Source organism: Rhizobium sp. H4, from assembly GCF_003013335.1.
Lineage (GTDB): Bacteria > Pseudomonadota > Alphaproteobacteria > Rhizobiales > Rhizobiaceae > Rhizobium > Rhizobium sophoriradicis.
Window position 1 is genome coordinate 15,940 of sequence record NZ_PSOW01000022.1, and the last position, 20,642, is coordinate 36,581.

Below are 20,642 nucleotides of genomic sequence, written 5' to 3' on the forward strand. Positions count from 1 at the left end.
GTCACGTCTTCACGAGCCTCAACTGGAACAACGTTCGCGTCAGCAGAAAGCGCTCCATCACGTTGAGCAGCCCTCAGCGCTTTGCCATCTCGAAAAGCCCTTTTTCTCCAAACAGGCAGGAACAGCATGAAGAAATCGATTGGCGAAGTCCATCACTTCGTTGAGCTGAGCCCGCCGGGCAACGCGCATCTGGTCCTGCCACGAGCGCCATCATTCGCGGATGAGGAAGATGTTCCAAAGTGCGTACACGTCGCCGAAGCGTGTGTCGCTATCTCGCGCACGCAGCACGTTGCCGACAAGATCTGCACGCAAATCGAGGACTTCTACCAATCCCTCGTCTCCGTGGGACCTGACAGGTTTCTAGCTTTCGAAGGTGGAGGCGCGATCATAAGGCCGACAAGTGAAAGCTTGTTCTTCAGGGTCTCAGCGCGAGACCACGTCACCTTCTGTGGCATCCGCGCGCTGCTGGAAGCAGGCTTGTTTCTGGCCACGTCCGTGTCCGAGGGGGCTATAGAGTGGCGTCACGCAGACGACACGCGATCTGGTGAGACCTGCAATCGCCTCCACAACGACCGCTGCGGAAGCGACGAACAATAGCTTCGTCCAACTTCGCCACCCAAAGGAAAATCGATCTCGGGACAATCAGGTCGTAGTGCTTTTCCAATCTACCAACCATTTCGTCACCCCGCTTTTCTTCGAGTCTCAGAGGTTGATGCCGCGAGCGCGGCTAGCAGCCCTTTGGCGCCGCTCCGCTATGATCTGCTCACTGCTCTGCAGACGGACAGTCTGCTGCAGAACCTTCAACCGCTCCTGCATCGCCGCGAAAGCTCGGCGCTGCGGTGGCGGCACGCGGTTGACAAGATCCTTGTCACCTCGGACGAGGGCATTGCGACCAAAGCGCTCGTCGAGCGCCCGGCTGACGGCCGCAAACTCCCGGCCAATGCCCGGATCGAGGAACGCGGCGGAGACGCCGAGCCTTCTGCTGTCCTTCCTCGCCTCGGCCGTCAGGCGCACCAGCGCCTCTTCCGCAGCTTTCGAAAGAGCTGGAATGGCAACCGCCATGCGCCGCCGTTCGTCCGTGATAGCCTGGCGTTCTGAGTTGAGCGCATTGGTGTAGGCCGCACCGAGCGCGCGCAGACGCGCTGCAGCTTCCGGCACGGTCCGCGTCGCCTCTTTCCGCTCTCGGCCAGAGGCCAGCATCCGGTCCATCAGGCGATCCGAACCACGCAAGGCACCATAGGCGGCAGGATTGTTGGTCACCGCGGCTCCAATGCGCTCGGCGGCAAAACCTTTCTGGAGAAGTTCCTCGATCTTGCCGACGACTTCAGCCGGATCGCGCCAGATTGTCGTTGCCGCGTTCGCCAGTGCCACACGCTGCTGACGATAGAGAGGCGAAGCAAGAGCCCGAGATCGCGCCTCGTCGTCAACGGGGATCTTGAACTCGGTGACGGCGGCGAGCATCGGGGGAATGGGAAGGTTCTCCTTCCCCACCCCCTTCTCCGTCTCTGTCCTCAGATCGACACTGGCGCCGGCAACGATCTTTGAGCGATCCCGACGTTCGGCGAGGTGCTGCTCGTCGGCAAAGCGCCGCACGGCTTCGAACAGCCGCATCAGCTTTCCGCGCCGTTCATCCGTGAGATCCTCCGGCACGCGCTCGACTATGTTGCGTTCAGCGATCACATCCGCCTTCGCGCTAAATGCGCTCCAGCCAAAGCGGGCCGTCAAAGCTTCGCTCACCGCCTTGATCTCCTGCACCACCGATCGATCTTTGGCGGTAAGCGCAAAGGCCGTCTTGTAGGCATCGTCCCCGCCCTGGCTGCGCACCGCCTCGATTTCCACAAGACGCGCCATGGCGCGTTCGGAGAGCGTCGGGATCGACAATGACATATGCGCGCGGCGCGTCTGCTCGCGCAGTTCGAACCGTACGGCGTTCCTGCGGAACTCGGTCGCATGGGCACGGGCCATCGGAAGCAGTTCCTTCACGGCCGCGACAGCGAGATTGCGCTCTTCACGCGCCACGCGTCCGTCGACGATCAGCTCGGAGCCACGCAGCCGGCCAAGCCGACCAGGGGCTGCCGCAAGGTCGTCGGCGAGCCTGCTGGGTGCGACTCCGATATCCGACGCCAGTGCATTCAGCGAGACGAGCGCTGCATCCGGATCCCGGTAGATCTTCTCCAGCAGCGGCCGCAGGATCACCTCCCGCTCTGTCCAGGCCGGCGACGCAAGCTGCGCCAACCGCGCATCCTCCTCGACGCTGCTGACAAAGGACGTGGCCGGCGGGATCAGATAGCGTGTTTCAGCAGCACTTGCGCCCGAGACGGAGTGGGATGCAGTTCGCGCGTCACTGGATGTCGCTTCGACCATCGTCTGGCTCCGTTCTTCATTGTAGGCGACCCGCCGTTCCCGCTCGATGGCAAAGCCGAGCGCCACGCTTGCCCTCTCCCAGAGCTTGGCCACCTGCTCCCTCTTCTCGGCAATCCAGGCCCAGCGCCGGGTAAGGCTTTCCTCCATCTCGGCTGCGGCAAGCGAGAGATGATCGAGCCCGCGGCGCCGGGCGAAGTCGTTCGCGTGTGCGCGGTAACTGGCCTCGCTCTCAAAATCGAGCGTCGTCGTCTTGGCACCGGAGCGCGACAAGCGTTCGACGAGCGGATTGAAGAGTTCCGGCCGATGACTTTCCCGCTCGATGCGCTCCTGTCGTGCGCTAGCGGTCTCGACCTGGCTGGCCGTCCAGACGTTGCGATCGACCTCTCTCTCCTCGTAATGCTTGTGACCTGTCTCCTCGTCGACAACGGCAATCTGGACCTTGACCCGCTCGACACCATCCTTTCTGAGCGTCACGGTGTCGCCTTCCTGGATGCCGGCCTCCTCGAGTGCCTTCGGCAGGCTGACGCCCCAGAGCCGATGGGCGGTTCCGTCGTCCGTCCTGACATCGGCATAGGGGCTGTCGTCGGCATCCTCGTCCTCGGGCCGGAATTTGGCTTCGCCGGTTTCGACAAGCTCGCCGGTGACACCGGCGGCATGATCGACACGCGGTTTGCGTCCCCATTCCGGTCTCGGCTCAAAATCCTCTTTCGCCGCATAAAGATCGACGCGGTCGCGATGCCGGGTCATCGACACATAGGTCAGATGCCGGTCCATCATGCCGGTGGCGAGCACGAAGGTGCGGTCGACGGTCGACCCTTGAGATTTGTGGATCGTTGCGGCATAGCCGTGGTCGACATTGTCATAACTGTCCTCGCCGAAGACGACTTTATTGCCATTGTCGAGCAGAACCGACAGCAGCGGATCGCCGCGTTTGTCGCCGGTCGCGGTGACCGTGCCGAGCATGCCGTTCTTGACATATTGCGGCCCGGAGTGCTTGGCCCGCGGCTCGAGGAAGCGGGCGTTCTCCAGGAAGATGATGCGGTCGCCGGCGGCAAATTTTCGCGCCCCGCGCTCGGTCCGGAAGCTGCGGCTTTCGCCGAGGGCATTATCGCCGGCCATCACCTCACGCAGCGCCTCGTTGAGCTTGCGGACATCGTCGTTGGTGTGGGCGAGCACCAGCAGTTCATCACCGCGAAGACGGCCATCCCTGCCCTCAGACGTTGATCGCTCGATTGCCTCTCTGCGCGCAGCAGCCCAGTCGGAGACGATGCGATCGATCGTTTCCTCGCGTGACCCTGCCTCGACCAGATGGCCATGGCGGGCATAGGCGTCTAGGCCCTTCTCGACTTCGCCGCGGGCAAACAGACGCGAGGCATCGCGCGCCCAGGCCTCACGCTGGCGGCGCACGCCGGCAAGCTCAGCAAAGCCGATGCGTTCGGTAATTGCCCGGAAGGCAGCACCGGCCTGGATCGGCTGCAGCTGCATCGCGTCGCCGACCAGCACGACCTTTACCTCAGCCTCCTCGGCAATCTTCAGCACACGGGCCATCTGCTGCGAGGCCACCATGCCGGCCTCGTCGATCACCAGCACATCACCGCGATGGAGCGTATCGCGGCCATTGGCCCAGGCCAGTTCCCAGGAGGCAAGTGTCCGCGACTTGATGCCGGAACTGTCTTGCAGCCCTTCCGCCGCCTTGCCGGCAAGGGCTGCACCGATCACCCGGCGTCCCTCGCCCTCCCAGGCAAGACGTGCGGCAGCAAGCAGCGTCGATTTGCCGGCGCCGGCAAGGCCTACAATAGCGGCAATGCCACCATCACCGGTGACATGACGGACAGCATCGACCTGCTCTGCATCGAGCCGGAACGGAGTTTTGGGATCGCCGCTCTCGATGCTCTCCACGCGTTCGATCGCCACCGTCACATTCCGCTCGGAAACGCCGAAGCCGCGACGCTCCGACAAAACCCGCGCCGACTGCGCCATGTCGTATTCGATGCGCAGCATCTCCCGCGTGGTAAACATCGCGGGCTCCGACACCTTTCCTGTCTCTGCCTCGATCTCCTGCGGCTTCAGTATGACCAATTGGTCCGACGCCATCAGCCTGGCGCGGATGTTGGCAAAATCGGTGGGATCGTCGACATAACGGTGCAGCGCCTTAGCGATTTCCCTCTCGTCGAAGGTAGAGCGTTCATTGCCGAGCTGCTTCAGCAAAAGCTCCGGCTCTGAAAGCAGCCGATCGGCCATCTCCTGGCGGCGGGCGAGATCGGCCGGCGCGAAGTGGAGCTCCCTGCCCTTCCTCGCCAGCGCCGCCTTCTCCGGCCCGAGATGTTTTTGCGCGATGCCGTCGAGGCCCTGTTCGGCATAGGAGCGACCGTCGAGGCGGATGTCATGTCCGGCCAGCGCCAGATGCCGGTTGGCCGTTTCCGCCCAGGCGATCTTCCACGCCTTCATCGTTTCCTTGTCGCCCGCCCAGACTTTGTAGACGATCTTGCCGTTCGGGCGGTCCGGCGTGACGACGCGCAGCGGCTTACCATCCTCACCAAGCACTGGAACCTTCTTTGCCCCGAACCCCTCCTCCGTCAGCGGCCGGAGCGTCGTCATCAGGTGGATGTGCGGGTTGCCGTCCTTGTCGTGATAGACCCAGTCGGCGATCATTCCTTTCGAGGTGAGATTGTCGCGGACGAATTCGCGCACCAGCGTGATATTCTCGGCCCGCGTCAGCTCCTCCGGCAGCGCGATGATCAGTTCGCGGGCGAGCTGCGCATCTGCCCGCGTCTCGAAGGCGTCAACGGCATTCCAAAACACTTCGCTGGCCTTGCTGACGGACTGACCTGATATCGCCGACCGCAGCCAATCCGGGATCTCATCCGGCAGCGCCAGTTCCTCATACATCAGTTCGCCCGCCCCACCGCGATAGCTGAACGACGTTCCCGCCTGCTCGTCCATCATCCGGGCGCGGTGGCGATAGGCGGCAGCCGAGACGATGCTGCGTCCCGATCCCCTACTGATCACCTGCGCTCTGACGAACATGATCGCCACTGGCGTCTCCAGACTGGCCCAAGCACGTCGCGACAGCGACGTATATTGCGCCCTCAAACAGATCGGACCGAAGGGCCGATGCCGCTTTTCTGGTTGCACGGTAGCGCATTTTACTATTTTATTCTAGTTAGTATAATCGCTTCGTTTCGATTACCTGAACCCGAAAAGGAACCAGGGATGGCTGCAAAATCATCGATTTCCGATCTCGACGCCCAGATCGAGAAGCTGCGTGAACGCAAACGCCTGCTGATAGTTAAATCGGCCGAGCGTTTTGCCCGAGCCGCGACCAGAACCGGGCTGGCGGAGATGGAGATTGCCGACGAGGAGGTCGATCGGATCATCGAGGAAATCGCCGCGCGATTTCGAAAGGGGGAAAGGAAAATCGCCGCTGGCCCCGCTCCTCAAGCGCGTCGATCAGGAGATAGCGGCGCTGGAGCGCAGGGGCAGGCTCCAAATGACGGCTGAGCGGAAGCGCGACGCGCGCGAGAAGTTCCTGCTCGGCGGAATCGTCGTCAGAGCAGGGCTGTCGAAAGCCGATCGGGCATTCCTGCTCGGCGGCCTCATAGAACTGGCAAAGCTCGCCCCAGGCTCCATTGAGCATCGGCGGCTGCGCGATATCGGCGAAGAGGCTTTCAAGGCTCCGTCGCTGGCCGACGTTTCATCGCATCTCAAGGAGACGGCGGAATGGGCCTAAGAGGGAAACCGCATCCGAGCCTGCTGCTCGTTTTGGCGCCGATCGCCGTCACCACGATCACAATCTACATTGTTGGCTGGCGGTGGCCAGGGCTCGCCGTCGGCATGTCGGGAAGGATGGAATATTGGTTCCTGCGGGCAGCACCTGTACTGCCTCTAATGTTCGGACCTCTTGCCGGACTTCTGACAGTTTGGGCCCTGCCGCTGCATCGGCGAAGGCCGGTCGCCATGGCAAGTCTTTTGTGTTTTCTCGGCATTGCCGCCTACTATGCGCTACGCGAATTCGGCCGGCTTGCACCGACTGTGCAGGCCCGGGTCGTTCCGTGGGATCGAGCGCTGTCCTATCTTGATATGGTCGCAGTCATTGCTGCCGTCGCCGGCTTCATGGCAGTGGCGGTGTCAGCCCGCATCTCCGTCGTCGTGCCAGATGAAATCAAGCGTGCCCGGCGTGGAATATTTGGAGATGCCGATTGGCTGCCGATGGCGGCAGCAGGAAAGCTGTTCCCGCCGGATGGGGAAATCGTGGTCGGCGAGCGTTATCGGGTCGACAAGGAAATCATCCATGCGCTTCCCTTCGATGTAAACGATCGCAGCACATGGGGACAGGGCGGGAAGGCGCCATTGCTCACCTACAGACAGGACTTCGATTCCACCCATATGCTGTTTTTCGCGGGATCGGGCGGATACAAAACGACCAGCAACGTCGTGCCGACGGCGCTCATATATACCGGACCCATGATCTGCCTCGATCCTTCCACTGAGGTCGCACCCATGGTCGTCGAGCACCGCACCAATGCGCTCGGGCGCGAGGTCATGGTGCTCGATCCGACGAACCCGATCATGGGCTTCAACGTGCTCGACGGGATCGAAGCATCCAAGCAAAAGGAAGAGGACATCGTCGGCATTGCCCATATGCTGCTGTCGGAAAGCCTTCGCTTCGAAAGCTCGACGGGATCCTACTTCCAGAACCAGGCGCACAACCTCCTGACCGGTCTGCTCGCCCATGTGATGCTCTCGCCCGAATATGAGGGCCGGCGAAGCTTGCGCAGTCTCCGCCAGATCGTTTCCGAACCGGAGCCCTCGGTGCTCGCTATGCTGCGCGACATTCAGGAGCATTCCGGTTCGGCCTTCATCCGCGAAACGCTCGGCGTCTTCACCAACATGACCGAGCAGACGTTTTCGGGCGTCTATTCCACAGCATCGAAGGATACCCAGTGGCTGTCGCTCGACAGCTATGCCGCGCTCGTCTGCGGCAATGCCTTCAAATCGAGTGATATCGTTTCGGGCAAGAAGGACGTCTTCCTCAACATCTCCGCATCGATCTTGCGCTCCTATCCGGGCATCGCTCGTGTGATCATCGGCTCGCTCATCAACGCCATGGTGCAGGCCGACGGCGCCTTCCAGCGCCGGGCGCTGTTCATGCTCGATGAGGTCGATCTGCTCGGCTACATGAGGGTGCTCGAGGAGGCGCGCGACCGCGGCCGCAAGTACGGCATCTCGATGATGTTGATGTACCAGTCGGTCGGGCAGTTGGAGCGGCATTTCGGGAAGGATGGCGCGACGTCATGGATCGATGGCTGCGCTTTCGCCTCTTACGCAGCGATCAAGGCGCTCGACACGGCGCGCAACCTCTCTGCGCAATGTGGCGAGATGACGGTGGAGGTGAAGGGCAGTTCCCGCAACATCGGCTGGGACACGAAGAACAATGCATCCAGGAGATCCGAGAACGTCAACTTCCAGCGCCGGCCGCTGATCATGCCGCACGAGATCACCCAGTCGATGAGGAAGGACGAGCAGATCATCATCGTCCAGGGGCATAGTCCGATCCGCTGCGGCCGGGCGATCTACTTCCGGCGAAAGGAGATGGATCAGGCAGCGAAGGTCAATCGTTTCGTCAAACCGGTGCTATGATCGTGGTTTTATGAGCGGCCCACCTCGTCCTCGCCGGCATAGGCGTCGACGGCGTTTTCGAGTTCGGCAAAAAGCTCATCGGGCATCGTTTCGATAGTGCCGACGGTGCGTCGGTCTGCCTGCCTGATCAGTTGCTGATAATCTTCGATATTGAGGAGAACCAGCCGGGGTTTGTTCCGCTGGGTGATCGTCACCGGATGACGCAGCGCCTCGGCGATGATGTCGCCGGATTTACGTGAGAGGTCACTGGTTGAATACGTCCCGCTTGGCTTCGGCATTGGGCTTCCTTGCTATCGCTGGAATTTACAGCATTTACAACATTACTGCGATTGTTGTGAAACTTCGCAGCCGTCCTTCCTCGGCTCACTTGAGGGCCATCGGCAACTGAGAGGCAACCTCGTCTGTCGCCTCTCAGTATGTGAGATGGTGCTGCTACCACCATGACCAAACGACGCGCCCCGCATAGACCGGGATGCGAGTTGCCAACGTGATATCCTTGATGATCGGCGCCAGCGAGCCGAGTTCGTCCGCAATCAGCGCAACGAGCTCAGGATAGTTGATATCGACGCCAGTGTCGTCGGCAGCCCAAGCGCTCATCCAATCGCCGCCGTTGACGCGGAATTCATGCGTGTCGTAATCAATTTCGAGTTCGTCCAGCAGATTGATAGTGAAGCGCCCGAAAATCTCGATCTCGCCCTCCAGCTGATATTCGGCGAATTCATCCTCCCCGATGAGAACACTTCGTTCCAATTCCATGATGACGCTGATCCGATCGATTGCCGCGTCGAGCCCCTCAACCAGGCGATCGTGAAGCTCTCGCGAAAAATCGCTGTCGCAGCCGAAGCGGTTTGCCAGGACGACGAGCCGGAAGCCGGCAAACTTGGTGTAGAGTATGAGGTTCTGATCGGTTGTCATAATGTGATCTCCTTCGTTGATGACGGAGATCGGCCACTCTCTTGCAAAGAGGGGTCAAGGACCGCGGGACGCGGCTCGCAAGCGGGGGAACCGATTTTTCCAGAGCGCAGTGAAACGCAGCAGCGGAAAAATTGGGGGAGACGCGCCGTCCTTGACGCCGGATTTGCTGGAGTAAAATTGGACGTCAGAGAGAGAAGAGACCCGCGGACCCGAAGGGGACGCGACCGTTTCCGGCGTGAGCCGGCAGGAGGTGTCGAGGATAGAACCGCCGCCCTGCGGCTGGGCAATTCGCTCACGTCATTCCGCGAGAGGGGGCGTGACCGGAGGCGGAGACGGTGTTCGGGCTCCGTGAGCGGAGCGAATAGCACCCGGCCGCCGATTGGCCGGCTCGCCCAAATCCATGATCTTCGGCTTCAACGATCATCACAAAAATGAATCGGTGTGGGCCGACCGATTCATAAGTGTCGTTAGACGCAAAAGCTGGAAGAGGCGACTCTCCGTCATGCTCACTCAACCCTATCAGCTCTACATCGAACGCAGGGACGCGACGAAAAACATGGCGCGCTTCTACGCGCTCGCAATCGAACCGACGTTGTTCGGCACACCATGCCTGACGCGGCGATGGGGACGCATCGGAACGATCGGACAAGCCATGGTGCATCACTTCGACAGAGAGGAGGATGCAGTCCGTATGTTCCTCGAACTTCTCCGATCAAAACGGGCGCGCGGCTATAGGCCGAACACAAATGTCGGACGGGAACCCATGGTCCGGGCTGTCCGCGGAAGTCTTCCTGGTCCTTGCCGGTAATTATCGGCGTGAAGCGCAGCTTCGGGTCGACGCGCCGGTCGATCCGGCGTGCCGGCCCAGGCGAGGAGGCAAACGCCGCCTCAGAAGGGTGGCGCGGCGTCGATGGCGCCCTCCTGCTCGGCGATCGCTACCCTCAGTTCGGCCCGAGCGATCTCCAGCTCCGCTTCGATCTGGCGGCGCTCAGCCGGATCGGCGTTTCTGAGCTCGGCCCGCAGTTCCTCAACCTGAATTTCGAGTGCAATCGTCATCGTCGTCGTCTCCTGAAATGTGAAAGATGACGCCCGGGGTCGTGAGGATCGGGCCGGGTCAAGGATCGCGTCAGCGACCGGCGGAGCCGGCGAGCGGAGGAACCGATTTTCTGACGGTGCCCTTCAGGGCGCCGGCTGAAAATAGGAGGGGCCGCGAAGTCCTTGAGGCGGCACGAGCCTCACGGCAGACTTCAAGTATCTGAGCAGACAGGGTCCTTGGTCTCGTGTGGCACGACAGGAGGATTGAAGGCGGGCTCGATGCCCGCTTTCAATCCCGCTATTGCGCGCAAAACCTGAGATACGGCGAAGCCGGCCCCGATTGCTCGGGGCCGCTCGCTTTGTTCTTCAGTTCGGGCTGTTCCAGAGGATCACCTTCTTGCTAGGATCGCCGCCGGGTGCCGGTGCGAGATTGCCGAAGATCACACCGATCTCGGGAGCCTCAAGCTTCACTGAGAGGTATTCCTCGCCGGTCTGCCGCGCGATGCGGTTCCAGGCGGCGCCGATCTCGAAGCCCGTCTTGCGGTGAATGACGCGGTAGTCGGGCGCTTCTTCGCTTGCCTTGCTGGCATTTGGGACGATGGCGATCGGGGCGTTGACCCGGATCGTGGCGAAGACGCCTTCGAGGATGCCGTCGGTCTTCTGCGTGAGCGTTGCGATCGTGGTGGCCATGGTTGTTGTCTCCTTCGGTTGCTCGGGACCATTCCCGATGGCGCACGAAGAGACGGCCGACCTGCTGCGGTCAGCTCGCCTGAAAATTTTGCAAAATTCTATTTTCCACCAGGATAAACGAACCGAAATCGAATTTTGCAAAAATTTCGGGCGAGTCTTACCCCTTCAGGGGTTGGCCGCCAAAGCAGGCGGTCGTCTATACGAGCGATATAAAACGGGAATGGTTCGGGGCAATCGAAGGAGACAACAAACCATGGCCTCCCGGTCCAAGCACTGGGGGATATTGGCCGCACACTCCACGGACGCTTCGCCCGCATGTCGATCAACACAATACCCTCGCCCGCTCCCGGCTGCGGCAGGCTGTGAGCACCTCGATAACATTTCTGCTGATCGGCGAGGTCGCCGCGGCACCGCATTGCCGTCTGCACACCGTGCTCCAATCCCGGGTGAAGCTGTTCACGCGGGCGTCGAATGAGTGATCTTCCCCAAACGTGCCCGCTCCCAAGCACCTGAGCCGCCGATGGGTCGCCAGGTACATCGCCATTGGCAAACACGCAACCGGAACGATCTGAGCCGGCTTCATCCGCGGAGCCAAGCTCGGTGAGATCACAAGGCAACAGGATCGGAGCAAGTCACAAACGGAATGCCATAAAGCGCGACATTTTGATCGTCCGAAACCAAATACGCTCCCTCCGCCACGGCTTGCGCCATGAGCAGATGATCGAAAGGATCGCGGTGATGAAGTGGAAGAGCAGCGAGAGCGATAAGATGCGCGTCCGAGATATCCAGCCGGTCGAAACCTTGATCCGGCAAAATCGCAACAATCTCTTCGATATCGGCATCAAGTTTGCCGATGCGCAGCTTCACAGTGATTTCCCAAAGGGAGACAGCACTGACGAGGACATCATTCTCGGGATCGCCAATAAGGCGACGCGCATGGTTCCCTAGCTTCTCGTCGTCGTTCAGCCACCACAGCAAGGCATGTGTATCGAGCAGCAGCCTCACGTCCCGTCTTCCATGGACTTCAGAACATCCGCCGGCAGACCATCGAAGTCATCGGCAACTTTGATCTTTCCGCGCAACGCGCCTGGTTTCCGCATGACGACGCCGGCTGACGGCGGGCCGATTTCGGCGACAACCTTGTGATGCGACGTCAGGACGAACCGCTGGCCGTCTTCGACCTGCTTGAGGAAAGACGTCAGGTTGCCGCGAAATTCCCGCACGCCGACACGGCGGGGAGATGGTATCTGCTGCCGAGATTGGGTCATGGCGAAGCTCCGTTTCAGCGGCAAATGTGTACACAATTTTTGCGAAATGCAAGCATCTCCTTCAGCCGTATGGACAGATGGCGCTTACGCGCCATCTCCCGCCGCTTGCCAAAACGGAGATGCCAAGTCGGCGGGCCTTGTCGGCAAGATTGCCGGTAATGCCGGAGCCGGGGAAGATGACGACGCCAGCCGGCATGACCGAGAGCATGTCGTCATTGCGGCGGAACGGTGCGGCCTTGGCGTGCTTCGTCCATTCGGTTTGAAGGCGATCTGTATCACCTTGCGCGCTTCTGCCCAGCAGGCAGCGATACGTTCGGCGCCCTTCGGCGAGCCGCCGTGCAGCAGCACCATGTCGGGATATTTGGCGAGGGCTTGATCGAGTTTCGCCCAGATTCGTTCGTGATCATTGTAGTCGATGCCGCCGCCGAAGGCGATCTTGGTGCCTGCCGGGATCAGCACTTCGGTCTCGGCGCGCCGGCGGGCGGATGGAAAGTCTCTGGAGTCGATCATCGCCGCGGTCATGTTGGCGTGGCTGACCTTGGAGCCCGTCCGCGGCCGCCATGCCGAGCCGCATTGGCTTCGAAGTGGTCGCCCGCATAGGCGCGCATGAACTCGAAGGCATTGCGGCGCTCAAGCAGCGTGATGCCTTCGGCAACGAGGCGCTCCAACTCGACACTCTTGACCTCCGAGCCGTCCTGCTCGCGCTGACCGTTGCGTTGGCTATCCTCATTACGCTGAAGCTCCCGCTGGATGCGCTCGCCGGCGCGGTGGAAGAGATTGACCGTCGACCACAGGAGGTCTTCGAGATCGGGCTCCAGGCGGGTATCGCCGAGCATTTCGAATAGAGCATCGAACATGGCGGTCAGCGCCGACTGGACGACCGGCTCCTCCGGCAGCGGACGCGGGTCCGGTTCATCCTGGAAGGGGCGATGGCCGTAGATCTGCATCTCGTAGATGAAACGGTCGGTTGGGGACGAGGCGGGGCGGGGCTCGAAGGCGTCGTCGATGGGAAGACTTAGGTTCAGATGGTCTCCGTCGGATTTGGGCCGCGCCTCTCGCGGCCTGACGGCGATCCCTGTCCACGCGGCAGACGGGCCGGAACCGCGGCGCCTGACGCCGCGGCGAAGCGCCGGGCGGCGGAAGGGAGGTTTCTTGCTGTGCCAGGAATGGCGGGCCGCACGCGGCCCAAGCCAGGGGAAGAAACCTGAGCGACCCGCTGAAGGCCCGCCCGCCGCATGGTAAGGGTCGCCTCTCGGCAGGCCCGCGGGCGGGCGCCTACCCGTGCGGCGACCGGCAGAGACCTGCCATCCTGTAGGCCCTCACGCCCTCACCTTCCCCGTCCGGCTCGATCATGCGGGCAGAAAGGCCAGAGCGTTTCAGAACGAGCTGCGCCCTGAGATTAGCGATGAGCCGTTCCGGACTGAGCCGGCGCAGATCCTCGTTGAAGTCGCCGAACTCCGGGGCAAGCACTAGCGGCAGGATCCCCAGCGCCTGGGCGCGGTAGCTCAATCCCTCGATACGTGCCGGCCGGCCGCATCGGCGTCAGCTGCGATGTAGAGACGCCGGCAGCCATCGGGCAGTCGGAAGGCGGCAAGGTGATCGGCGGTTCAGTGCCGGCCGGCTCGAAGGGCTGGGTAGCACGCGATTAGAACTCACTTCATGCTGGCGCAGCCTCTACATTTTGACCGGCTGACTTCTAATCAACGCACCGTTGACTTCTAATTATCATGATCGTTAATTTTAATTTTTGGAGGCTGGAATGCACGTATCTTCTTTCCTGCCTTGGCGTTGAAATCGGCCCCAGCGGCCGTAACATTTACATACTAACTATTTTGCGCTAGTAAAGTCCGCGAAGCTCATGCTACGCCTTCCTTTTACGGCTCGATCAGCCTTTGGCCAGGCAAGGGAGGAACGACGTGCGACAGTTTTTGATCGGCAACCAGGCGTTCGACGACAGTTCTCCAGAGTTTCTGCCGCAGCTCGAACGCGCTTACGAACAGAAGCTCAGGCCACTTTGCCCGTGTCGGCAACCGCCGGTGCCGATGTACATTGCCCGGATGGATGGCCAATTCCTGATCAAACGCATGCCGCTCTCAGGCCGGCAGCATGATCCCGGCTGCTCGTCTTACGACCCGCCGTATGAGCTATCCGGCCTCGGGCCGTTGATCGGCAACGCCATCCAAATCGACGCGGCGACCGGTGCGGCAACGCTGAAACTCAATTTTTCGCTGTCGAAACGAGGGGGCCGATCGACGTCGACATCGCCTTCGGAGCCGTCGGAGACTGTGCGAAGCGAGCCCAAGAAGCTCTCGCTCAGGGCGATGCTCCATTATCTCTGGGACATGGGGGAGCTGACGGAATGGACCTCGCTATGGGCCGGGAAACGCGGCTGGGGGCGCGTGCGCAGCAGTCTGGTGAACGCGGCAAAGCAGATGATCGTCCGCGGCGGCCCTCTCAGCGATATCTTGTTTGTCCCGGAAGTGTTTCATCAGGACGACAAAGAGGGGATTTCAGCGCGGCGTGCGGCTATGTTGGCCGGCGCCCAGTTAACCGGTCCCGGTCCGCGGAAACTGATGATGACCGTCGGAGAGGTAAAGGAATTTTCCTCAGCGCGCGATGGCCAGAAGATGCTGGTGCGCCACCTGCCTTTCCCCTTCATGCTCGATGAGGGGGCGTGGAAACGGTTGAATGCCCGATATGAAACCGAACTGGAACTGTGGCGATCCAACGAGGGGTTTCATCTCATCGTCATCGCCACGTTCGGCATTTCGGGAGCGGGGATAGCTTCGGTCGAGGAAGTGGCGCTGATGGTGGTCAACGAGAACTGGATCCCGTTCGAAACCATCCATGAACAGCGTCTCCTGGAGCGGCTCTCCAGCCTGAAGCGAAGGAGCGTGAAAGGACTCCGGTTCGATCTTTCGCGCGACCAGCCGATTGCCTCCGTGACCTTACCGGAGGCAAGGCCAGCGCCGATCGCCATGTTCATCGTTCCGACGAAGGCCGACGAAGACTACGACGTTGCATTGAATGAGATGATCGCCGCGAGAGCCGAGATGACGCCGTGGATCTGGCGTGTAGCCGACGGCGAAATGCCGCGGCTGCCATAATCCACACCAGCCTCCTTGGTCAGCGACGTAGACGCCCTAAAAGGAAGCCATCGAGCGGGCGATCTCGACTGCGTGAAGCTATATCCCGGTCAAATCGGCCCAGAGAACTCTCTGCCATTTCTGCATAGCTGCACTGCACAAAAAATGTTTACCAAGCGGTCAAAATATGAGCATATTGCCTCCAGTTGATGCAATCGATGGTTTTCCTCCCAGTGCCATCGTATCAGCTGTTCCCCTCTGGAGGTTATTGACCTTCACACCTTAAAGGGCCCTGGTTTTCCAGCGGCCCTATTTTTCTGCATAGTTGGTGAGGCGGCCCCCTTTGCATTGCATGACCACATCGAAAGCGGAGCGCTTGCGGTTGGCGGGTAACCCACGCTTCAAGTTGGCGGGTCGAGCTTGTTCGCCGCGCGCTCCTATGGCACCCAGAAATCGGAGATGGAAAGCGGAGCATATTTCAGTTATTGCAGTTATAAGCGACTTGCCCTATATACATGGTCAGAGGTGTTCGCCATGACCAGCCATGTTCTTCAATTTACCAAATTGTCGGATCGCGACCGCAAGGCCGTCGCGCCTATGCCAAATCTGGCGGAGGGCGACCAACTGGAACTACGGATTCGCCGTGAAGGTGGACAACTTCAAACCCTTTCTCTCCCAGCCTCGGCTCTCGCACCTGTCGAAGCACTCCTCGATCATCTGTTGCGCGGCAAGCGTGTTGCCGTGCTCACGGAAGATCAGGAATTGAGCCCGACCGACGCCTCCACCATCCTCGGCATCTCACGTCCTCTCGTGGTGCTGCGCATGGATCGCGGCGATCTGCCCTTCCGCTATGTCGGCAAGCACCGCCGAGCCAAGTTGAAGGATGTTCTCGCGCTCAAGGACAAGCTCGATGCTCGCCAGAAAAGCCTCGACGCGCTGGCCGAGGACACAGAGGATCTGATCGTCAATCATGGCCTCTAAGCCGCCTGTCGCGGTCTATGATGCCTGCGTCCTCTACCCTTTCCATTTGCGTAATGTCTTGGTCCAGTGTGCTTTCGACGGTCTCGTCGACGCACGCTGGACCGACGACATCCACGCCGAGTGGATTCGCAATCTGGCCATCGGCTCACCCGATATACCCTTCGCCCGTCTGAAAGCGACCCGTGATCGGATCAAGGAAGTTTTGCCCGATGCCGATGTCGGCAACCACCGAATTCTCATCCCCGACCTCTCGCTACCGGATCCGGATGATCGTCATGTTTTAGCTGCAGCCATCGCCGGAAAGGCTTCTCTGATTGTCACGTGGAATCTCAAGGATTTCCCAGCCGCGGACCTTCGGCCTCATGGGGTGGCCTGCGTGTCGCCAGACAATTTCCTCGTGGGCCTCCATTCCACGTTTTCGAGCGCATTGATCGACAGCATCAGGCGCGGCCGGTTGAATTTACGGAAGACGGTGCCGGCGGTTCACGAATTCATTGATGCACTGGACCATCAGGGGCTCCGCGCGTTTTCAGTGGTCCTGCGTGAGAAGGCCGCACAATTGGACTGACGGTCGAGACCGACAGAATTGTTTGAGGCCCGGACGCAACCCGTTAAGCTCGATCCGACGAAGAGCGGCCGAGGTCAGTCGCGGCGTCTCGATAGTAGATCTCGCTCACCCGAAACCGGCCGTCGATCCGCTTGCATTGGATGATGATGTCGACCGCGATCGTCAACATCTCGCGGATGTCGTGCCGTTCGAGGTCCCCACCACCCTCCGACTCCTTGACCAGCAAAGTCAGCTGCTCAAAGGCGAGGCGGGCCGAGTCGGCATGGACCGTGGTGATGGAGCCAGGATGGCCGGAGTTGACATTGCGGATGTAGTAGAATGCCGTCCCGTCCCGCAGCTCCTGCAGCAAAATGCGGTCGGGCCGCATGCGCAGGCAGGATTCGAGCAGGTCCTTCGCGCCGACCTTGGCGAGCCCCTGCCCGCCTTTGGAGTAAAGGAGCCGAACATGGTTGGGCTGCGGGACCACCAGCTCGGGAGTGTCTTCGATCGAAATAATCCGCTCGCTTTGCGGAATGTGGCGGATCAGCGCTTTCGATAGAGTTGTTTTTCCCGACCCGGTGGCGCCGGAGATGATGATGTTCTTTCTTGCAAACACCGCCTCCCGGAGAAACGCTTTGTAGGCGCCAATGCGATAGTATTCCAACAGCCTTTGGTCCGATCGGCTCGCGTCGCCGTCGACCCGCAAAACGTCGGCGAACAATCCTCCATGATCGAGATCCTCAAGGGTCAGCGACACGGAGGACGGCTTGCGGATGGTGATGCTGACGGTTCCCTTCGTCGTTGCCGGCGGGATGACGATCTGGATCCGCTCATCATCCGGCAGGGTCGCCGACAGGATCGGCCGCGTCTCGTCGATCGATTGATCGGAGAAGCTCGCGACGGCGCGAGCGAGACGCATCAGCCGGTCGAACGAAAGTTCGGGCATCTCATAGGTCTGCCATCCGTCCCTACCCTCCGTGACGACCTGTCCCGGCAGGTTGACGACGACCTCATAGAGCGTCTTGTCGCGTAGGAAGCGTGATAGTGGCGAAAGCAGTTCGCGCACGACGCCGGAGTCGGCAGCTTCAGTCATTGCCGAACCTATTTTGTCACGAGCTTCGAGGAGGGGCTGAAATCCCCAAGGACAGCACGGTCGTAGACGCGATTGCGGGGCTCGGTCACGCGAAGCCGATAAACGCTTGAGAAGTCGAGGTCGCGTGCGACGAAGATCGAAACCAACTCGCCCTGATGTTTCATGAGCGTCGGCGGAATGTTGATCGACTGCTCGACGGCGATCGCCGCGGCCTGCTGACCGGCGCTGGTGGTATTTTGCGCTTCGACGTCGCTGTCCTGCAGCCGGCTGCTGGCATAGGAACTGGCATCACCGACGATCGACAGGAGCATTGCGCTGCCGAACCGCTCCCACCAATGGGTGTCCACATAACCATCGATGCCGGCCCGGCCAAGCGCATCGGTCGCCGGCGAAGCCAAAGTGATGATCACGCCTTTCGGCGTCTTCGCCCGGTTCCAGAGAACGAACAGGCGCTTTTGGCCACGGCGAAGACCGCCGCGATATTCTCCGACGATCTGCGTGCCTTTTTCCATCAGCACCACACGGCCATTATCTGAGAGAACGTCCCGGTTGATGACGCAGCTCGTGAACCCTGGCTGATCGGAGGAGAGCGCGGTCTCGAGAACGCAAGGAATGGATGTCCCCATTGCGACAATGAAATCGCGGTTGCCCAACGTGCCGGCGCGCGATCCCTGCAACTGCGTCGGCGTCAGCAAGCGGTTGAAGCGCTGGTCTTCGTTTTCACCCTGCGAGGCGAAGCCGCCGGGATTGGCGCCGAGCGGCACGTAATTCGAGGCCTGATCCGACGCCTCGCCCTGATCCTGCCGCCGCGTGGCCGGCGATTTCTCGCCGCCATAGGCGATGACCGGCGCACGGCGGGCAGCGTCGAGCAGCTTGTCATCCTCGGTCGGCGCCTGCTCGGCGGCGACAGGCGTCGGGAGCTGAAATTGCGGCGGTGTCGCCACCGGCTGTGGCTCCTTCGCCGGTTCGAAATCCGATGTCTGCCGGATGACAACGCGCTCCGGCTGGGCACCGTCTGACGGTTTGTCCTGCCCTCGCATCGACCAGAGAGCGAAGGCGACAAAGACGACGATCGCCAACGCGACAGTGCCGCGTTTGAGGGTGGGGTTATTGTCGAGCCGGCCACCGGCCGCCGTCTCGGCCCGCTCGCCCGGAATCTGGGCAATCTCTTCCTCGGCCATGTCACCTCCTATTGCGCCGCGCCGGGCGGCACTTTGACGACGCGCTCGACCGACGGTGACGTCGTGTTGGTCTCGGAATTGATGCCGACGCGATCGTAGGCTTCGTTGAAGACGCAAAGCACGTCGCCGCCCCGGCGCAGGATGAACTTGCGGCTGATCGCGTGAACAAGGACGAGATTGCCGTCGACCGACTTCGAGACCAGGCTTTCGCTGCCGTCGGAATTTTCCATATAGATCGCCGGCATTTCCTGGTTGCCGGCGAAGGCGAAGGTCGTGACCTTGCCGTTGTCATAGACCGCTTGCGGTTCGAGCGCTTGGGATCCTTGCGCCGAATAACGCCAGTTGCGCGGTCCATAGGCTTCGTGAAGGGCAAGCACGCGATCGGCCTCACCGGCCTGCGCCGCCTGCGCGCGCGCAGCTGCTTCCTGGCGGTGCCGCTCCGCTTCATCAGCGGGATAGCGATATTTCACATAGAAAAAGGTGTTCTGACCGGCTTCAACGCTTCCGTCGCGGACAGTGAGTTCCATCTGGTAGCTGCGGGTCGAGCCGTCCCGTCGTGTCGTCACGACCGAGATATTCGTCACCGGCTGATTTTCCCTGGGCTTCAGGAACAGGATGTTGCCGGCCGGCGCCACTTCCCAAGCAACGCTGTTGCCAAGCGCCACATGAGCGATTTCCTCGTCGGCGGCGAATTCGATTTGCACCGAAGACCGCAGCGTGCCGACGACTTTGGTGATGTTATAGGGCTGGTAGTCGACGAAACGGATGCGGTTGTCCTGCGCGGCGCCGCGCGGCGTCTCGAGGGCGAGCGCTGCAGACGAAAACCCGGTGGTCAGAATGAGCGGAAGGAGAAAGTGCAGTCTCAATTGATGGCCTCCGGATCGGCGCGATATTCGCTGACGACGAAGCCGAGCGGATTGGTCAGCCGGTCGGTCGAGGACATCGGAGCGTTGGCATAGGAGAAGGTCAGGGTCGTAACCCAGTGCGTGGTGCGCACCTCGTCACCGCGGGTCACGGTCCTCATATAGCGGACGGATGCCACATTGGCGTTGATCAGCGAGATGGAAACAATGTTGATCCGCGACGTGGCGCTGCGGCCATAAATGTTCTGCGGGGAATCGGGATTGCTGCCGCGGTAGACTGCGGCAAATCGAGTCTGTTCCGGCTGCGTCGACAGCAAGGCGACGGTGCGGAAATTCTCCTCGCCCTCGCTCCAGACGTAGCCCTCGCGGGCGCGGACATATTTGGCCGCGAAATATTTGGTGACGGCCTCGTCGTAGGTGCCGGCGGCCGACGTCAGCGCCGAGACTACGTCAACGATGCCTGTGGAATTATCGACCCGCACGACGAAAGGCTCGACGGTTTTCAAAGGAGTGAGGCCGGCAACGGCAAAGACGGAAACGGCAGCAAGCGTGCCGGCGCAAGCAGCGACGAACCAAGCGATGCGGGCGGAACGCTCGACCTGGATCATCCGGTCCTGATCGAACCGGCGGGCTTTGTCGAAGTAACTTTTGAGGTTATTCGTGGTCACCATGTCATTCGCCCTCGCATGGACGGTAGGAGCCCGCGACATCGAAATGCGCGAAAGCGGCCGGTGTGGCTGAAGATGGTTCCGGCACATAGGCGGCGGCGTGACTGGTCGGCTCAGCGGGAACGGCCCGGGTCGCCGGCTGCTCGCCTCCACTGTCCTGCCATTGCCACATGGCGCGGTTCAGCGGCCGGCGGGAATAACCATCACATTTGGGCAACGGGTGGGAAATCGAACCGCAGCCTACGAGACCGGCGGTCAGCAAAAACGATAAAACGATACGGAGCATCCCAAAAAAACCTGTTCAATTGTCT

General features: G+C 61.0%; 20 protein-coding genes and 2 pseudogenes. 8 read left to right on the forward strand and 14 right to left on the reverse strand.

From position 1 onward, the window contains the following. Positions 1 to 126 precede the first annotated feature (126 nt). Positions 127 to 597 (forward strand): hypothetical protein, encoded by a 471-nt coding sequence (locus C4N04_RS27445; protein ID WP_097592257.1) that lies wholly within the window; start codon positions 127 to 129, stop codon positions 595 to 597. 105 nt (positions 598 to 702) lie between these two features. Here C4N04_RS27445 and traA read toward each other — a convergent pair whose 3' ends face one another. Next, complete coding sequence (traA, locus tag C4N04_RS27450) at positions 703 to 5,400, reverse strand: Ti-type conjugative transfer relaxase TraA (protein ID WP_097603306.1); 4,698 nt, start codon at positions 5,398 to 5,400, stop codon at positions 703 to 705. A 177-nt stretch (positions 5,401 to 5,577) separates the two neighbouring features. Between traA and C4N04_RS27455 the strand changes: the two genes are divergently transcribed. Genes C4N04_RS27455 through traG form a run of 3 tightly spaced genes read left to right on the forward strand, consistent with a single transcriptional unit; the run spans position 5,578 to position 8,004 of the window. Next, entirely contained in the window at positions 5,578 to 5,865 is a 288-nt protein-coding gene (locus C4N04_RS27455) for a TraC family protein (RefSeq protein WP_097592259.1), read from the forward strand. Next, complete coding sequence (locus C4N04_RS27460) at positions 5,855 to 6,094, forward strand: conjugal transfer protein TraD (RefSeq protein WP_011053389.1); 240 nt, start codon at positions 5,855 to 5,857, stop codon at positions 6,092 to 6,094. Before C4N04_RS27455 ends, C4N04_RS27460 begins: the two co-directional genes overlap by 11 nt. Next, on the forward strand, positions 6,085 to 8,004 hold the full coding sequence (gene traG / locus C4N04_RS27465) for a Ti-type conjugative transfer system protein TraG (protein WP_046977192.1): 1,920 nt from the start codon (positions 6,085 to 6,087) through the stop codon (positions 8,002 to 8,004). The genes C4N04_RS27460 and traG overlap by 10 nt, the downstream gene beginning before the upstream one ends. Before the next feature lie 8 nt (positions 8,005 to 8,012). On the opposite strand, the gene C4N04_RS27470 is transcribed toward traG, so the two are convergent. Both C4N04_RS27470 and C4N04_RS27475 read right to left on the reverse strand, forming a co-directional pair. Further along, entirely contained in the window at positions 8,013 to 8,282 is a 270-nt protein-coding gene (locus C4N04_RS27470) for a type II toxin-antitoxin system prevent-host-death family antitoxin (protein ID WP_008536018.1), read from the reverse strand. Positions 8,283 to 8,436: 154 nt separating this feature from the next. Beyond that, positions 8,437 to 8,919: a hypothetical protein gene (locus C4N04_RS27475; protein ID WP_004676098.1), complete on the reverse strand. Its 483-nt coding sequence runs from the start codon at positions 8,917 to 8,919 to the stop codon at positions 8,437 to 8,439. Between the two features lie 502 nt (positions 8,920 to 9,421). Here C4N04_RS27475 and C4N04_RS27485 point away from each other — a divergent pair. Further along, positions 9,422 to 9,727 carry a WGR domain-containing protein gene (locus C4N04_RS27485; protein WP_004676097.1) on the forward strand — a complete coding sequence of 102 codons (306 nt, stop codon included), beginning with the start codon at positions 9,422 to 9,424 and terminating at the stop codon, positions 9,725 to 9,727. Between the two features lie 80 nt (positions 9,728 to 9,807). Here C4N04_RS27485 and C4N04_RS31940 read toward each other — a convergent pair whose 3' ends face one another. From C4N04_RS31940 to C4N04_RS32320, 6 genes and pseudogenes are all read right to left on the reverse strand, one after another. Further along, positions 9,808 to 9,975, reverse strand: a complete 168-nt coding sequence (locus C4N04_RS31940; RefSeq protein WP_004676096.1) for a hypothetical protein — start codon at positions 9,973 to 9,975, stop codon at positions 9,808 to 9,810. A 345-nt stretch (positions 9,976 to 10,320) separates the two neighbouring features. After that, the gene (locus C4N04_RS27490) at positions 10,321 to 10,644 is read right to left on the reverse strand and encodes a DUF736 family protein (RefSeq protein WP_004676095.1); all 324 of its coding nucleotides are present in this window, start codon (positions 10,642 to 10,644) and stop codon (positions 10,321 to 10,323) included. 606 nt (positions 10,645 to 11,250) lie between these two features. Continuing rightward, a complete protein-coding gene (locus tag C4N04_RS27500) occupies positions 11,251 to 11,649 on the reverse strand; it encodes a type II toxin-antitoxin system VapC family toxin (RefSeq protein ID WP_008536014.1) in 399 nt (132 codons plus the stop codon). Continuing rightward, positions 11,646 to 11,912, reverse strand: coding sequence for a hypothetical protein (locus C4N04_RS27505; protein ID WP_004676093.1), 267 nt, complete (start codon positions 11,910 to 11,912; stop codon positions 11,646 to 11,648). The genes C4N04_RS27500 and C4N04_RS27505 overlap by 4 nt, the downstream gene beginning before the upstream one ends. A gap of 84 nt (positions 11,913 to 11,996) precedes the next feature. After that, positions 11,997 to 12,937: pseudogene (locus C4N04_RS27510) on the reverse strand (DUF2493 domain-containing protein). Positions 12,938 to 13,261: 324 nt separating this feature from the next. Further along, positions 13,262 to 13,519 (reverse strand): annotated as a pseudogene (locus C4N04_RS32320) (toprim domain-containing protein); the annotation flags it as partial. A 309-nt stretch (positions 13,520 to 13,828) separates the two neighbouring features. Between C4N04_RS32320 and C4N04_RS27520 the strand changes: the two are divergent. The 3 genes from C4N04_RS27520 (at position 13,829) to C4N04_RS27530 (ending at position 16,547) form a co-directional block, all read left to right on the forward strand. After that, the gene (locus C4N04_RS27520; RefSeq protein ID WP_064820021.1) at positions 13,829 to 15,019 is read left to right on the forward strand and encodes a DUF1173 domain-containing protein; all 1,191 of its coding nucleotides are present in this window, start codon (positions 13,829 to 13,831) and stop codon (positions 15,017 to 15,019) included. 513 nt (positions 15,020 to 15,532) lie between these two features. Then, complete coding sequence (locus C4N04_RS27525) at positions 15,533 to 15,979, forward strand: DNA-binding protein (protein WP_225882822.1); 447 nt, start codon at positions 15,533 to 15,535, stop codon at positions 15,977 to 15,979. After that, positions 15,969 to 16,547, forward strand: a complete 579-nt coding sequence (locus C4N04_RS27530) for a PIN domain-containing protein (protein WP_097592260.1) — start codon at positions 15,969 to 15,971, stop codon at positions 16,545 to 16,547. Before C4N04_RS27525 ends, C4N04_RS27530 begins: the two co-directional genes overlap by 11 nt. A gap of 43 nt (positions 16,548 to 16,590) precedes the next feature. On the opposite strand, the gene virB11 is transcribed toward C4N04_RS27530, so the two are convergent. Genes virB11 through C4N04_RS32325 form a run of 5 tightly spaced genes read right to left on the reverse strand, consistent with a single transcriptional unit; the run spans position 16,591 to position 20,617 of the window. Then, on the reverse strand, positions 16,591 to 17,619 hold the full coding sequence (gene virB11, locus C4N04_RS27535; protein ID WP_097592261.1) for a P-type DNA transfer ATPase VirB11: 1,029 nt from the start codon (positions 17,617 to 17,619) through the stop codon (positions 16,591 to 16,593). Positions 17,620 to 17,627: 8 nt separating this feature from the next. Next, the gene (virB10, locus tag C4N04_RS27540; RefSeq protein ID WP_064820018.1) at positions 17,628 to 18,800 is read right to left on the reverse strand and encodes a type IV secretion system protein VirB10; all 1,173 of its coding nucleotides are present in this window, start codon (positions 18,798 to 18,800) and stop codon (positions 17,628 to 17,630) included. Between the two features lie 8 nt (positions 18,801 to 18,808). Beyond that, on the reverse strand, positions 18,809 to 19,666 hold the full coding sequence (gene virB9 / locus C4N04_RS27545; RefSeq protein ID WP_064820017.1) for a P-type conjugative transfer protein VirB9: 858 nt from the start codon (positions 19,664 to 19,666) through the stop codon (positions 18,809 to 18,811). Continuing rightward, on the reverse strand, positions 19,663 to 20,334 hold the full coding sequence (locus tag C4N04_RS27550; protein WP_064820016.1) for a virB8 family protein: 672 nt from the start codon (positions 20,332 to 20,334) through the stop codon (positions 19,663 to 19,665). Before C4N04_RS27550 ends, virB9 begins: the two co-directional genes overlap by 4 nt. A gap of 1 nt (position 20,335) precedes the next feature. Continuing rightward, positions 20,336 to 20,617 carry a hypothetical protein gene (locus C4N04_RS32325; protein WP_081278376.1) on the reverse strand — a complete coding sequence of 94 codons (282 nt, stop codon included), beginning with the start codon at positions 20,615 to 20,617 and terminating at the stop codon, positions 20,336 to 20,338. Positions 20,618 to 20,642: the final 25 nt, after the last annotated feature.